At 41.0% G+C, this 15,173-nt stretch carries 15 protein-coding genes; 6 read left to right on the plus strand and 9 right to left on the minus strand.

Going from position 1 to position 15,173, the window contains the following annotated elements:
• The first annotated feature begins 34 nt into the window (after nucleotides 1-34).
• From AC570H_RS07680 to AC570H_RS07690, 3 genes are read left to right on the plus strand one after another with little or no spacing between them, the layout of a single operon-like run.
• Entirely contained in the window at nucleotides 35-1,186 is a 1,152-nt protein-coding gene (locus AC570H_RS07680; RefSeq protein WP_497353364.1) for a M14 family zinc carboxypeptidase, read from the plus strand.
• A complete protein-coding gene (locus AC570H_RS07685) occupies nucleotides 1,170-1,778 on the plus strand; it encodes a hypothetical protein (protein ID WP_497353366.1) in 609 nt (202 codons plus the stop codon). The genes AC570H_RS07680 and AC570H_RS07685 overlap by 17 nt, the downstream gene beginning before the upstream one ends.
• A 59-nt stretch (nucleotides 1,779-1,837) precedes the next feature.
• Nucleotides 1,838-3,118 (plus strand): nucleoside recognition domain-containing protein, encoded by a 1,281-nt coding sequence (locus tag AC570H_RS07690; protein WP_497353368.1) that lies wholly within the window; start codon nucleotides 1,838-1,840, stop codon nucleotides 3,116-3,118.
• A 100-nt stretch (nucleotides 3,119-3,218) separates the two neighbouring features.
• Here the strand turns inward: AC570H_RS07690 and AC570H_RS07695 are convergent, their stop codons facing one another.
• From AC570H_RS07695 to AC570H_RS07710, 4 genes are all read right to left on the minus strand, one after another.
• Nucleotides 3,219-4,640: a SusD/RagB family nutrient-binding outer membrane lipoprotein gene (locus AC570H_RS07695; RefSeq protein ID WP_497353370.1), complete on the minus strand. Its 1,422-nt coding sequence runs from the start codon at nucleotides 4,638-4,640 to the stop codon at nucleotides 3,219-3,221.
• A gap of 8 nt (nucleotides 4,641-4,648) precedes the next feature.
• Nucleotides 4,649-7,837: a SusC/RagA family TonB-linked outer membrane protein gene (locus tag AC570H_RS07700; RefSeq protein ID WP_497353372.1), complete on the minus strand. Its 3,189-nt coding sequence runs from the start codon at nucleotides 7,835-7,837 to the stop codon at nucleotides 4,649-4,651.
• Nucleotides 7,838-7,948: 111 nt separating this feature from the next.
• Nucleotides 7,949-8,206 carry a hypothetical protein gene (locus AC570H_RS07705; protein WP_497353374.1) on the minus strand — a complete coding sequence of 86 codons (258 nt, stop codon included), beginning with the start codon at nucleotides 8,204-8,206 and terminating at the stop codon, nucleotides 7,949-7,951.
• Between the two features lie 95 nt (nucleotides 8,207-8,301).
• On the minus strand, nucleotides 8,302-8,745 hold the full coding sequence (locus AC570H_RS07710; protein WP_497353376.1) for a PaaI family thioesterase: 444 nt from the start codon (nucleotides 8,743-8,745) through the stop codon (nucleotides 8,302-8,304).
• A 43-nt stretch (nucleotides 8,746-8,788) separates the two neighbouring features.
• Between AC570H_RS07710 and AC570H_RS07715 the strand changes: the two genes are divergently transcribed.
• Nucleotides 8,789-9,190, plus strand: a complete 402-nt coding sequence (locus AC570H_RS07715; protein WP_497353378.1) for an OsmC family protein — start codon at nucleotides 8,789-8,791, stop codon at nucleotides 9,188-9,190.
• 15 nt (nucleotides 9,191-9,205) lie between these two features.
• Entirely contained in the window at nucleotides 9,206-10,117 is a 912-nt protein-coding gene (locus AC570H_RS07720) for an AraC family transcriptional regulator (protein WP_497353380.1), read from the plus strand.
• 65 nt (nucleotides 10,118-10,182) lie between these two features.
• On the opposite strand, the gene AC570H_RS07725 is transcribed toward AC570H_RS07720, so the two are convergent.
• The 3 genes from AC570H_RS07725 to AC570H_RS07735 all read right to left on the minus strand — a co-directional run bounded on the left by AC570H_RS07725 (nucleotide 10,183) and on the right by AC570H_RS07735 (nucleotide 12,797).
• Entirely contained in the window at nucleotides 10,183-11,214 is a 1,032-nt protein-coding gene (locus AC570H_RS07725; protein WP_497353382.1) for an aldo/keto reductase, read from the minus strand.
• A gap of 233 nt (nucleotides 11,215-11,447) precedes the next feature.
• On the minus strand, nucleotides 11,448-12,461 hold the full coding sequence (locus AC570H_RS07730) for an LLM class flavin-dependent oxidoreductase (protein ID WP_497353384.1): 1,014 nt from the start codon (nucleotides 12,459-12,461) through the stop codon (nucleotides 11,448-11,450).
• Between the two features lie 30 nt (nucleotides 12,462-12,491).
• Nucleotides 12,492-12,797, minus strand: a complete 306-nt coding sequence (locus AC570H_RS07735; protein WP_497353386.1) for an ArsR/SmtB family transcription factor — start codon at nucleotides 12,795-12,797, stop codon at nucleotides 12,492-12,494.
• Between the two features lie 110 nt (nucleotides 12,798-12,907).
• Between AC570H_RS07735 and AC570H_RS07740 the strand changes: the two genes are divergently transcribed.
• Complete coding sequence (locus tag AC570H_RS07740; RefSeq protein WP_497353388.1) at nucleotides 12,908-13,327, plus strand: acyl-CoA thioesterase; 420 nt, start codon at nucleotides 12,908-12,910, stop codon at nucleotides 13,325-13,327.
• Here AC570H_RS07740 and AC570H_RS07745 read toward each other — a convergent pair.
• Nucleotides 13,324-14,418, minus strand: a complete 1,095-nt coding sequence (locus AC570H_RS07745; RefSeq protein ID WP_497353390.1) for a hypothetical protein — start codon at nucleotides 14,416-14,418, stop codon at nucleotides 13,324-13,326. The genes AC570H_RS07740 and AC570H_RS07745 overlap by 4 nt on opposite strands.
• On the minus strand, nucleotides 14,412-15,044 hold the full coding sequence (locus AC570H_RS07750) for an ABC transporter ATP-binding protein (RefSeq protein ID WP_497353392.1): 633 nt from the start codon (nucleotides 15,042-15,044) through the stop codon (nucleotides 14,412-14,414). Before AC570H_RS07750 ends, AC570H_RS07745 begins: the two co-directional genes overlap by 7 nt.
• Between the last annotated feature and the right edge of the window lie 129 nt (nucleotides 15,045-15,173).

Raw genomic sequence — 15,173 nt, forward strand, 5'->3', positions numbered from 1 at the left:
TTAATCCTTAATCTTATTTTTGGTTTAAATGACCATGATTTCAACTATCCTCCAAAGTTTCGAACAGTTTAAGGAAACACAGCTCCATAACCGCTTTTTCAAACATGAAGCCATTGTGAAGCTGCTTGCTCAACTACCTGCACAATTTGCAACAAGCGAAATAGGCCAATCGGCGAAGGGAAAAAGCATTCATCAGGTTGTTTGGGGCAATGGACCGATCAAGGTCATGTTATGGAGCCAAATGCATGGCGATGAAGCAACCGGCACTATGGCGCTTTTTGATTTATTTAATTTCTTGCAAAGCGATGATCCACTCGTCAAACTGCTAACTGAAAACTGCCAACTCAGCATCATCCCCATGGTTAATCCAGATGGTGCCGAAGCTTTTACCAGGAGAAATGCACAACAGATAGATATTAACCGCGATTTTTTAAAAGAAGCAACTTCAGAAGCACAATTACTTAAAGCTACTAGGGCCAATATCCAGCCTCATTTTGGTTTTAACCTACACGATCAACTGACCTTATGGAGCGTGAGCGGCAGCTTAAAACCGGCAACCCTCTCTTTTTTGGCACCAGCGTTTGATGCCGAATTAAGCATCGACGAAACTCGTAAAAATGCAATGTTGGTGATTGCCGAAATGTTTAAAGACCTAAGCGAAATCGTTCCCCAGCACATCGGCTTGTTTGATGATGAATTCGAACCACGTGCCTTTGGCGATAATTTTCAAAAACTGGGAACTTCCACCATATTGATCGAAGCTGGAGGCTATGCGCAAGACTTTGAGAAACAGGAGATCAGGAAATTCTATTTTGGGGCCATCCTATCGGGTTTGCTTGCGATAGCCAGTGAGAGCTACAAAATGCAGGAACTAAAGAACTATTTCGCCATCCCCCAAAACAACAAGCAGCTCTTTCATATCCTGATCCATGGATTAGTTTTAGATGGCGTTGAAGTGAGTATTGGCCTTAATTACGAGGAATGTCCTACCAACGATGGCACTAGCACAATTAAAACCTATAGCATCCAAGACATCGGCGATTTAAGTTTTTGCGATGGCTATACCGTATTTTACCAAAACAAACTGCAGGTAAAAGGCGATATTCGCTTGTATGGAAATGCCTCTTTTCAATTATTTGATGGTTCAACTTTGCTTTTAGCTTTTGCAGATGGAAAAATGCTTTAACAGGATCTTATTGATCATCATTGTATGGTGCCTGGCAAACCCGATGGCAAAAGCGGGCGGACTTTCTGCATTTGAAGAAAAAACACCTCATCAAAATAACCTCTCTTACGATGGTTCTGGCACCTATTTGGTATATTTCGAATTTGTAGGCAAAGACGGATATCCAAATGATACCTTGCAGCAAAAACTGGGTAATGCCTATTTTAAGGAATTCTATTTTTATAAAGGCCATGTAATCGGTAAAGCCGATACTGTATTTTTTGTAGTAAATGAAGCCAAGCCTGCAATTATTAAATTCAAAAGTAAGCACGAGTTTGAAGAATATCTTCTCGATAACAATCTCAATCCTTGGCTATGGACGCGTTGGTACGATTTTAAATATGACTTGGCCAACTTTAAAGACTGGCCATTGCTGATGATCTTTCTCTGGCCAATCGTTTTATTGCTGATTGCATTGTTTGTATACAGCTTGGCCACATTAAAAAAGAACAAGCATAAAATCCTTTACAATTTTAAGGTGGCTTACTTGGTTTTATGTACCGCTTTTGTGCTATTTGCTTATTTATTTCAGATATTTCCGCAAAGTATCTAAATTTAACAACGCCGTTTATCAAAACAGCCAAACCTTCAACAAACTAAACAAACAAATCAATGGCATTAAGCAGAATTTGGTCGGGATTTATCATTGTTGCCATCGTGGTAGCTTGCATCAAGTGTTTCTTTTTTGGGCAAACCGAAATTTTTAGCTGGATGGTAACCGGTAAGGCCGATGATCCGGCCAATTTGACCAAGGTTGACGGCATTATTCCAACCTGTTGGACTGCAGTAGAACTTTGTTTGAAGCTCATTGGTGTGTTGGCCTTATTTATTGGCTTTATGAGCATTGCCGAAAAAGCAGGCGGTATTAGATTGCTGTCGAGAATTGTAGCTCCCTTCTTTTCGAAGCTTTTTCCAGAAATTCCAAAAGATCACCCTTCTATGGGGCATATGATCATGAATTTTTCGGCCAATTTATTAGGCTTGGATAATGCAGCAACTCCTTTTGGCCTAAAGGCGATGGCAAGCCTGCAGGAACTTAATCCAAATAAAGACGTGGCCAGCAATCCGCAGATTATGTTTTTGTGTTTGCATGCCGCTGGCTTAAACCTTATTCCGGTAAGCGTAATTGCCATACGGGCATCTCAAAATGCCAGCGATCCAACCGATATCTTTATTCCCTGCCTCATTGTGACTTTTATTGGCACCATGGCAGCCATGCTGATCGTTTCCTTCAAGCAAAAAATCAACCTATTGCAACCCGCCATTATTGCTTGGGTATTGGGGCTATCGGTAATCATTGCAGCATTGGTACTTTATGTAGCCTCCTTAGATTCGAATGGCATTAAATCATTTTCGGGCATATTGAGCAATGGAATGATCTTGTTGATCTTCCTGCTTATTGTTTTGGGTGGTGTTTATAAGAAAATAGACATCTTCGATGCCTTTATCGAAGGTGCAAAAAACGGATTCGATACCGCCATCAAAATTGTACCTTATTTGGTTGGTATTTTGGTGGCCGTGAGCATGCTCAGAACCAGTGGAACTTTTGATGTGGTAATGAACGGCATTAAGCAGTTCTTTGTTTGGGTAGGCGCCGATACCAGGTTTGTAAATGCTTTGCCAACTGCGCTAATCAGACCATTGAGCGGTGGCGCGGCCAGAGGCATGATGGTTGATACGATGACTGCTTACGGTGCTGATTCGTTTGCCAGCAAGCTCTCTGGTGTTTTTCAGGGCGCTTCAGATACGACCTTCTATGTAATTGCTGTATACTTTGGATCGGTAAGCATCAAAAATACCCGCTATGCCGTAGGCGCCATGTTATTGGCCGATTTAATTGGGGTTTGTACTGCAATTGGGCTAGCCTACCTTTTCTTTGGAAACGTTAATTAATAAAACCCATCTTATAAAAAAATCCCGTTCCATTAAATAGAACAGGATTTTTTATTTTTTAATTAGCCCAAAGACTAAGGACTTCAGACTTTGGACTCACCTAAGGCTTATCCCACCATACCCTTGCATTAAGGTCATCGGCTCCGCCATAAGGAAAAGCTGCTATAGCTGCCTTGTAATTGGCTGTATTATTTGCTTGTTCTTGCGTAGGATACCCCTCTCTGCGAGGAATCTGAATACCATTATTATTGGGAGGAGGTGATAAATTAGGAAAACCCGTTCTGCGCCATTCGGCCCAGCCTTCATATCCATGCATAAATAAATGCACCCAGCGCTGATTTCCAATTTGTTGCAATGCAGTTGTAGGATTATAGATTACTGAGCTATTTAACATATAAGTACTTAATCCGGCAATATCGTTGTTGTTCCATTGGCGGATAGATTGTTCAATAGCTAAATCATAGTTTGTTTTTGCAACGGCATCGCTACCAGTGATCCATCCCAACTTGGCCGCTTCAGCTTTGGCAAACAAGGCCTGAGCATAGGTTACCAAATAAACAGGCGAGTTTTGCTGGCGGATGGCATTACCCAATAAAGAATAATTGCCAGGAGTTACCGTACTCGCTAAACCATAATCTAAACCAACATAGTTGCCAGCACTATTTTTGTTAGCGAAAATTGGCAAACGTGGATCGTTTAGAGCCTGCATAAAATCGACTATTGGCTTACTTACCGCAAACCAGTTTCTGCTTAGCGTTGTAAATGAATTATACCAATAGTTTTCTTGGGCAGCAACTGCTAAATGCGGGTAAGCCAAATTATCGGTGTTAGCTGCCATTATGCCATTGGTTAAGGCTTTATTGAATTCTGTACTTCCTTTTGTGGCATCAACTTTAGATAAGCGTAGAGCCATGAGCATATGGATGGTATTGCCTAATCTTTTCCATTTGCCAACATCGCCTCCATAAACAATATCATTCTTTAATGCACCGCTTACAAAAGATGCATTTGCATCATCCAACAAAGCAAAAAGACTGTTATAGATACTTTGTTGCGTATCGTACTTGGGTGTAAAGTTGTCCTTTCCTTTTAAAGCTTCTGTGTAAGGCAAGGGGCCCCACCTATCTGTTGCATGCCACATAAAATAGGCCTTTAAAACTTTTGCTACGGCAATCTGATTAGCAATTGGACCTTCGCTTGCATCTAAAGCTGTATTGTCTATTACATTTTGCAGGTTCATCATCGGCCCTTGGTACAAGCCATAAAAGTTAAAATTTGTTGTTACATACCTCGAATTATCTGGGAATGACGTATTAGACAGGTATTGCGGATAATGAACACCGTACGGCGAAGAACTCAAGCCAGGCAAAAATTGTTCGGCATTAGCTATCAACTGTGTTCCTGAAGCTTTTGTTGGATTATTTGGATCAGTATTGATCGAGGCGTCGAATTTCTTGCAGCTGCCTAATAAGGCTATGACCGTTAAAAAGCACCCTATTGATTGATATATATTTTTCATCATTAAGAGATTTAAAATTTAAGATTTAGCGTTAAACCATAAGAACGAACAGTTTGCAACTCTCCTTTTTCAATCCAGCTAATAGCCGAACTTCCCGATGACAGCTCTGAAGGATCCACACCTTTCGGAGCTTTCTGCCAAATCATTAATGGGTTACGGGCAATGACTGAGATTTTTGCAGCCTTAAATGGCGTTTTGCTTAAAATTGAAGCATCAAAATTATAGCCCAGGCTTAGCTCTCTTATTTTAATGTACGAGGCATCATAAACCCATTCATCATAAAATTTAGTACCCAAATTTGTTCTATAATAGGTACGAGCATCTACATAGGCAGTAACTGGTTGGCCAGTAACAGCAGATATGCCAGATACTTTTACACCGCCACCATTTGCAATTGGTTCGCGAACATTAATACCTTTATCGTTTAAAGCGGCAGTGATCGCCGATTGACCTGATTTGGCCGCTAGCATCTGGCTCCAGCTGAAGAACTTACCTCCACTTTGAAAGCTTAAAGCTGCTGCCAAATCAAACTTCCATATTTTAAAGTTGTTAGTGATACCACCAGTATACCTAGGTACAACGCTTCCAAAATTCACACCATTTACCGAAATAGGCATATTATCAGCTCCCAACAGAATTAAACCTGTAGCCGGATCGCGTTTATAGCCTGGTCCAACAAGGTTACCAAACGATTGGTTAATAGTTGAATTAAGAAAAATAGTCTGATTTGAATAAACATTCTGGTCAAGCTGATAAACATCGCCTATGCCGGGGTATAATGCTTTAACCGAGTTCTTATTCCTGGCATAGTTAACGCTAATATCCCAAGTAAAAAAGTTCGATTTAATGGGCTGGCCATATAATGTCAGTTCCATACCCTTGTTTTCTATCAAGCCTGCATTTACCACATAACTGTCGTAGCCACTTGCTCCCGAAACCGATAAGTTAATTACCTGGTCTTCATTTTTCTGTTTGTACAAGGTAAATTCAGCCCCTACGCGGTTATTCAAAAACCTAAGGTCGATACCAGCCTCATAAGAATTTGCGAAAGAAGGCTTAAGATCTGGATTTTTTAATACATCAGGAACAACCATAGAACTTATGGTTCCGCCAGCTCCAGGGTATGGAGTGCCAAAGCCGTAAGTATTTACCGTTTGGAAAGGATCCAAATCAGAGCCTGCAACAGCATAACTTGCCCTTAGTTTGCCATAATTCAAGACTTTTGATTTGAGCAGGTTGCTAAACAAGAAACTTCCAGAAAAAGATGGGTACCAATATGAATTGTTTTTTGCTGGCAATGCCGATGAAATATCATTACGAATTGATGCATCAAAGAAATAAGTGTCTTTATAGCCAAAAGAACCCATGGCATATACACTTCGAACCTGTTTTCTGCGCAAATACGAAGTACTGATTGGCCTGTCAACCGAGGCCGCTATGGTAAATGCACTAGGACTAGATAAGCCTCCAGAAGTTGCCTGATAAGTTTGGGTATATTTTGTGGTAAAAAGATTAGCTCCAGCATTGATATAAATTGAAAAATCTTTTATATTTTTTGTGTACTGCGCCAAAAACTCATAGTTATTGTCTATGCCCTGTGCTTTAGTTATATTGTAATTATCTAAATTTCTTCCACCTAAGGGTTCTTTGTGAGTTACATTTTGTGTAAACATATCAGAACGTACAAAACCACTTAATTTCAGTTCTGGCAAAACCTGATAACTTGCGTTTACATCACCGAACAAACGATTACGATCATCATTGTTCAACACTTCGTAAGCATCAAAAAATGGATTGTTCCAATCGCTTGGTTTGTTACTTGTAATTACTCCAGCAGTATTTGGATTTACGTTCCAATTTAAAATCGTACCATCGGCATAACGATAATTTCTGAGCGTATTCACATCTAAGTTGCGCTGAAACCACTGTACTGCACCTGTAAATGAACCTTGGTAACCTTGCGTAGGACGCTGGCCCGAATTATTCGCAAAATTTACGTTTGCACCAATGGTAAGTTTGCTAGTGATATCTAACGACGAGCTCAAACTGAGGTTATTGCGTTTTAACCAGGTATTTGGATAAGTTCCCTTAGTGTAGGCATTAGTATAACTCATCTTGTAATTAGAATTTTCTGAGCCACCCGTTACCACTATGCCATTATTGATATTTTGTCCGGTTTCAAAATAATCCTTTATGTTATTTGGCTGTGGAAGAAATGGGCTTAACTGGCCAAATTCTGGATCTTGTGGGTAAAAACTATTGATTTTTCTAATGGGTGTACCATCCATTTTTGGACCCCAGCTCTCATCATTGCCATTTACATAGTTTTGGCCATTGGTTAATTTAGAAAAAACTTGGCTATTGCCAACACCATAGATATTTTGCAAAGGCAAGAAGTTTCCTATTTTATCAAATGAGTAGGCTGAATTAATTGCGATATCTATCTTTTTTGCTCCCTTACTTCCCTTTTTTGTAGTAATGAGAAGTACACCATATTGACCGCGGATGCCATAAAGAGCAGATGCGGCCGGACCTTTTAAAATATTGATGGATTCGATGTCGTCTGGATTAATATCTTGAGAAGTATTGCCATAATCGACACCGTTTTCGCTACCCCCAAAATTGTTCTGTGAAATGGGTGTACCATCTACTACCATTAATGGAGAACCACCACCAGTAACCGAATTTACACTTCTGATCTTAATTTTTTGTGTACCACCCAAACTTGCTCCAGAAGAACCTGTAACTTGAACACCGGCCACCTTACCTGCCAACGAGCCAATCACATTTTGTTCCTTAGTCATCGTCAGGTTATCGCCTTTTACTTGCTGTGTAGCATAACCAACAGATTTTTCGCTGCGTTTGATACCTAATGCGGTTATCACAACACCTTCCAATGTTTCGGCACTCGAATTTAATGCTACATTAATTTCCGAACGTTCGCCGATAGCCATTTCCTGAGTTTCGAAACCGAGGTATTTAAAAACTAGGGTAGTGCCATTGGCTGGCACATTAATCAGGTAACTCCCGTCAGGCTGTGTGGTTACACCCGTACTTGTCCCTTTTACAAGTACGCTTACACCGGGAATCGGAGTGCCGTTTGCGCCATCGGTTACTTTACCCTTGATGCTTTTTTGAGCATAGGTAACCATGGAAAACAGCAAAAACCCGCATAAAAAGAGAATAGATTTTCCGTTCATAATCTGTGAATTAAAGTTTAAGTTGTTTTGAAATTTAAGAAATTCCAACGATTAAACCTTAATAAATCAGACTATTAAGAATAAAATTAAATATAAATTAAAAAGCAACAATTAACCCATACGCAACAAACCTGCTTCTTCCCGCACATCTATTTTATCAATGATTTGGTCGAGCACGCTTTGGTCGAGGTTTGTAAACTTGGAAGAGTACCACTTGGAAGTTTTATTATCTAGCCATACGCAGAACGAATGGCAGTCTTCTAGAATAACGGCGTAGGTTAAATGAAAATCATCGTGGATCCTCATGCAAAAACCTTTAAAGGTCTTGCCTTTAACATCAAACTGGAGGTTTAAATAATCGTTCAACATGGCTATATTTAGTTTAGGGATAACTACATAACAAACTTAATATCCAAATGTTTAGCCAAAGTTAAATCTATGCTAAAAAACTGATTTACATTCGATTATCCGATATTCAGCATATTGGAATAACCTTTGGCAATGAGGCGGTTCTTAGCAGGCAAAAATATTTCGCACTGCAGATTGATAATGGCCCTGCCCTGTTTTACGATTGCTGTTTTGGCGCTGATGGTATCGCCTTCGCTGGCTGGGGCAAAATAATCGATATTGTTGTTTACTGTAGTATAACGATCGTTCAGTCCCAAAATGTATACCGTTGCCCCAATTAAATCGTCGATAATGCCTGCAGTAATGCCTCCATGCAAAATGCCATAGGGATTGGTCATCTTTTTACGTACCACATAGCTGCAATGCAGGCTGCCTCTTTCGGCATTGATCAGGGTTGGCCTGAGCCAGTTCATAAAATGGGAAGGAGATTGGCTGATTTCTTTTCCGGTAAACGATTGAAATATCAATAATCGCTGTTGTGCTTCGCTTTGTTTTTCCATTTTATGCTATGTTTACGGTAAATTTAGGCATTAAACCAGAAATATGAGCAATAACCAAATCACAGCCATTACAGAATTAGACCGATCAACCTATAAAACCAAGGTATTTTCTAACGGACATTTGATTTATGCAGATGAACCTGCCGAATTGGGCGGTACCGATGAGGGAATGTCGCCAGGAGCCTTGCTCTTGGCTAGCTTGGGAAGCTGTACGGCGATTACCATCAGGATGTATGCCGACCGGAAAGAACTGCCCCTCGAATCCATTAAAATCGACTTGGCCATTTGCAAAGAAGACGAGATGAGCAAAGAAACAACCATTAGCCGTAAAATTGAATTTGTTGGCGAGCTGAGCCAAGAACAAAGAGAACGCCTCCTGCAGATTGCAGACAAATGTCCAATCCATAAATTGTTGAGCAATCCGATCCGTATCTTAACCAATTAAAATCGGGTAATCCACATGCAGCATACCAATGCGGATTATATAGAAAGAATCAATAGGATTTTAATCTATATCGAGGAGAATTTAGATGAAGAGCTGTCGCTAGAAACCGTCTCGGCCGTGGGCTTCTACTCTCCTTTTCATTTGCACAGGCTCTTTAAGGCCATCACCAACGAAACCCTTAACGGCTACATTACCAGAAAACGAATAGAAAAAACAGCGGCCCTGCTCTTGCACCACAAAGCGATAACGGTTAGCGAAATCGCTTTGCGATATGGTTTCAACAGCAATTCTTCCTTTACCAGGACCTTTAAAAAATTTTATGGCCTCAGTCCTTCCGAGTTTCGAAAATCGAGCCCGAGCCATTATAGCAAGATTCGCAAAACGGAAAGCAAGAATGGACAAATGCCCCAGGTTTTCGAGGCATACATTTGCAACATTAATCACCTCAAAAATTGGATGACTATGAATGCAAAAATTGAAATTAAGGAAATGCCAAAACTGGATTTGGCTTTTATTACGCAAATTGGACCAGATGGCTTAGACGATGCCTTTAGCCGCCTCATGAAATGGGCAAGGCCGAAAGGTTTGCTTGATGATCCCGGTTTTAAGGCCGTTAGAATCTATCACGACAGTTTTAAGATTACCGAGCCTGATAAAGTAAGGATGAGTGCCTGCATCATTTTAAAAGAACCTATTGCAACAAGTGGCGAAGTTGGATTGACCAGCATCGATCAAGGCAAATTTATTGTCGGCCGTTTTGAAATCGAGCCAAAAGATTTCGAAAAATCATGGAGCTCCCTGTTTATTTGGATGAACGAAAACGGCTACCAAAAAGCAGACCGAAACCCATTTGAGATCTTCCACAACAACTTTAACGAACATCCCGAAAAGAAGGCCATTGTAGATTTGCTTATCCCCATCTTATAAAAGAACAGCGCTTGTAAATCATCCCGTTAAAAAGATCATCAACAAGCGCTATTCATCATTTAGGCCTAATAAAATTTAGGCAAAGGAACCAGTTTTTGATTCTGTTGCTGATGCCAATAAGGATAGATCGGTTCGATTTGACTGGCTTCGTCTAACCTCTTTACCTGATCGGTACTTAAGTTCCATCCCACAGCCAATAGGTTTTGCTGCAATTGTTCTTCGTTTCTGGCACCAATTACAATGTTGGCCACAGTAGGTCTTTGCAACAACCAGTTTAAAGCTACCTGAGGAATGCTTTTTTCGGTTTCTTCGGCAATAACCTTCAATACATCAACAATGTTGTACAAGCGCTCTTCGTTTAAGGCAGGGCCATGCTCACCACCCTGCTGGGTGCGGTTATCTGCAGGCAAGGCTTTCCCTCTTTGGAATTTGCCCGATAAACGTCCAGATGATAATGGACTCCAAACAATGGTGCCAACGTTTTGATCAAGGCCCAAAGGCATTAACTCCCACTCAAATTCCCTATCGTACAAAGAATAATAAGCCTGATGCGCAATGTACTTGGCCCAGCCATATCGTTCTGATACAGATAGCGACTTCATCAAGTGCCAACCAGAAAAATTAGAACAGGCAATGTACCTGATCTTGCCACTTTGGATGAGGCCGTCTAAGGCTTTTAAAGTTTCTTCAACTGGTGTAGTGGCATCAAAGCCATGCATGTGGTAGATATCGATATAATCGGTTTGCAACCGTTTCAGGCTTTGCTCTACTTGTTGGGTCAGGTGTAAACGGCCAGAGCCAAAATCATTCGGACCATCGCCCATCGGGAAAGTGGCCTTGGTAGAAATCAATACCTGGTTACGGATACCGCTCAAGGCTTTGCCCAAAATCTCTTCTGAAGCACCTCTTGAGTACACATTGGCCGTATCAAAGAAATTGACACCAGCAGCCAAGCAGAGATCGATCAGCCTTTTGGCCTCATCAATTTGGGTATTGCCCCAAGCTTTGAAAAATTCGTTTCCGCCACCGAAAGTAGCCGTACCAAAACTTAAAACAGGCACCGTTAAACCCGATGCACCTAATTTTCTATATTCCATATTTAATTTTGAATGAATGAGTTATTGAATGTGAAGCGTTAAATTGTTATGTATTGTTATATTGTTAGAACTGTTTGATTGGTCAACTGTAAACTGATAATTGGCAACTGAGCAAGCTTTATCGAAAGAGATTGCTTCGTTCCTCGCAATGACGATATCTTTTATTCTCCGCGATAGGCTACATTTTCCATCTCACCTCTTCCATCTTCCATTTCCCATCTTACCTTCCACCTTTACCCCTTCTTCAAAACCTCAGCAAATATTTGATAAGAAAGCAAACGCGCTTCATGATCGTAAATATGCGAAGTAACCATTACCTCATCTACCTGGGTTTGTGCCAAGAAAGAACGCATCTGAGTAGCCAATGTTTCTGGTCCGCCAATAAAGGCAACAGCCAGCATCTGGTTTACGGCCTCCTCTTCCATCACATCCCAAATCTCGTCCATGTTATCCACCGGTGGCTGCAACAATTTGCGTTTTCCGGTTACAATGCCCATAAACAATTGCTTTAAGGAAGTGGCCAAATATTCGGCCTCCTCATCGGTAGGCGCGGCAATTACATTAACACAAGAAATGACATAAGGTTCTTTGAGCACAGCTGATGGGCGGAAATTCTGCTTATAAATCTTTAATGCCTCTAAAAAATAAGTGGGCGCAAAATGACTGGCAAAAGCATAAGGCAAACCATAGGATGCCGCCAAATGCGCACTTTCCGTACTTGAGCCTAAAATCCAAATCGGCACCTCTGTTCCTTCTCCAGGTATTGCGCGTACTTTGCTGCTGCTGTTGTTGGCATTTGACAAATACCGCTGCAGCTTCAGCACATCCTGCGGAAAATTATGTGGCGAGGCAAAACGCTCTCCCCTAATCTCCATCGATGTCAACTGATCGGTACCAGGTGCCCGGCCGAGGCCTAAGTCTATCCTATCGGGATAAAGCGTAGCCAAAGTACCAAACTGCTCGGCTACAATTAAAGGTGAATGGTTGGGCAACATGATGCCTCCCGAACCTACCCTAATGGTATTGGTCTGGCCGGCAATATGTCCAATCAGTACTGAAGTTGCCGAGCTGGCCACACTGATCATGTTATGGTGTTCGGCAAGCCAATAGCGTAAATAACCCAGTTTTTCGGTATGCTGTGCCAGTGTAGCACTATTTTTAAAGGTGTCGGCTATCGATTTGCCTTCCACTACGGTAGCTAAATCTAAAACCGAATAAGGAAGCGTTGCTAATTCTCTTGTACTCATATTTGTTTATTTACGGTATCGAAAAGGTTGCTAAAGCGTTGTCGCAATCAATTCGCCCAAAGCCTTAATGGCTGTTTCGTTTCTTTGATAATAAGTCCACTGCCCAATTCGGGTGGCATTGACCAGCCCTGCCCTTTGCAGTACCGCTAAATACTCTGAAACGGTAGATTGCGTTAAGCCGCTTTTGCGCTGGATATGGCCCACACAAACTCCAACACTGTTATCGCCACAAGAAGCTTGGTAGTCTGGAAAATGCTTTTCGGGTTCCTTTAGCCAATTCAGTATCTGCAATCGTGCTTTGTTGGAAAGTGCCTTGAATATCTCTACCTGATCCATGTGGGCAAATATATATCGGGTTTTCCCGATATTCCTATTTAACCTGATTAGATGACAAGAATTTGATGAACATTAGCTTTAAAGCTAAACCTTTACTTATTTTTGTAGCGATGGAGAAAAATCAGTACAGCATATTCGAAAGCGAGCTCAATGTTCGTCCAGACGACATAGACATGTTTAACCACGTACATAACAGCAAATACCTCGATTATGTACTAGCGGCCCGCTATGAGCAAATGGACCGTTTTTATGGCATGAGCTGGGAAAAATTTGCCGAACAAGGCTTTGGCTGGGTAGTGAGCAAAGTGAACATCGCCTTTAAGCGCGCACTGGTAATGGGCGATAAAATGCTGATCAGAACAGGAATTTTAGAAATCAATGAAAAAGGTTGCAGCGTGCAGTTTGAAATCGTGAACCAAAAAACCGGAAAAGTAGCTTCAGATGGTGTATTTGAATATGTGATGATTGATTTGGCTACCCAGCGTTCTTGCAAGGTAAATGCAGAAATGATTGCGGCTTACAGTATCTAGGCCATTTCCCGCAAATCGATCCGCTGATATTTCCACAAAAATCCCCCGAAGGCAAAAGCGAACATCAACAGGCTCAACAACAAGTATTGCCCGGCCAATATGGCCCACATGTTTACAAAAAAGAAAAACAACAGGTATTTCAGGTAGTTGTCCATGTTGGCTTTGAGCCAATACACCAATATTAGCAGGCAAAGCATTCCACTCGTCAGGTAAAGAAAAACAGCAATGGATTTTAACAAATCAAAGTGGAGCAATTGTACAAACATCGCCATTTCTGGCAACAGCAGTAAGATTAACACTCCTAACCATTGCACCAGTTTTTTCAAAACTCCGATCGGCAGACCTTTGGCAAATTCCAAGTAATTGGCTTCAAACTTAACCAGGTTAAGCAGCAATACCGCATGGCTCAATACTACGGTCATCGCGGCCGTAAGGTAAACGCGAATATCAGGACCTACATCGGCAAACATCCACAACATGCCTTTTAAAAACACAAATGAAACCACTTTGCACAATAGCAGCATCACCCATTGCTCATTTAACAGGTAAAACAAAGGCCATGTCCAAAAAGGCCTTTTAATTTTTACCGCTGGCAATTTGATCCATGCCTTGGCTACGTTAAACGTATAATTATGAATTCGAAAGGTATAAAACGACAGTAAGAAAAGCATGCACAACAATTGCAATAGCACGGCTACAAATGTTAAATAGAAGCCATGCTTGAGGGCAACCATTAGCAAAAAGCCAGCATAAACTAAAATTGGCAATAACAGCAAGGCATAAATTTTTGTCCAAGCCAATAGCTGATTGTTTTGAGGGAGCACAGTTAGGTTCCTTGTAAAACCATAATTATCATGTTTGAGCTGTTGCCTTACAAAAAAGGCGCATTTGACCGCGTACAAAGTCCAGATGCCAAACAACAGCAACAACACCAAAGGCGAAGAACAAATTGCCAGAAGCAAGGCCGTATGATAGCTAATAAGTTGTGATCCTTCAACCGCACCAAACAACAGGTAAAAGATCACCAAAAACAAACCTGCATGCTGCTGGTAAAAAGTAAGACCCATAGTTCGATACAGTAGTCTTAGCATGACGTAATCTCTTGGTTTCGAATTTCGAAAACACCGTTGATACTCAGTTTTTCTGGATCAATTTCTTGATGCGAAGAAAGCAAAAAGCTTTTTCCCTGAGCAGCTTTAGCCGAAATCAGCTCGTAAAGCTTAGTGGCCGATGCCACATCTATGGTAATGAGCGGCTCGTCTAGGATATAAAAATCAACATCGCCGATAAATGCGCAAATCAAGGAAAGCTTTTTGAGCATGCCACTCGAATAGCCCCCTATTTTCTGAGTCAAGAAAGCATAGATTTCAAACAGCTTGGCCAGTTCGTCTACTTCGGCTTGGGTTCCTTTTCTGGTTTCGCGATAAAAATCGAGCAATTCTTTTCCAGTAATAAACAAAGGATATTGAGGTTCTGCTTCGGCATAGCTGAGTTGCGAGCGAAAAGCAATTGGATCCTTTCTTAAACTCTTGTTGTTCAGCTTTACCTCTCCGTTAAAAGGCGTCTGACCGGTAATGATCCTGAACAAAGTCGTTTTGCCGGTTCCATTTCCTCCTTTGAGCCAATAAATGCCTTTGCTAATTTCCCAATGGTTAAATTGGAGCACTACATGGCTCCCATATTGTTTATGAATATGCTGAAGTATGAGCTGAGTCAAGTTTTTTTTCGATTTTGATGCTAAAAAATAAAAGTTGTTACTATTTCACGCTTAAAAACCTAAACTTCCCGTTTTTGGAGCAGCTTACAAAAACTTTATGATTTGATTTTGCTAAATTTATTTGCAAGT

The organism is Pedobacter sp. B4419 (genome assembly GCF_059693725.1).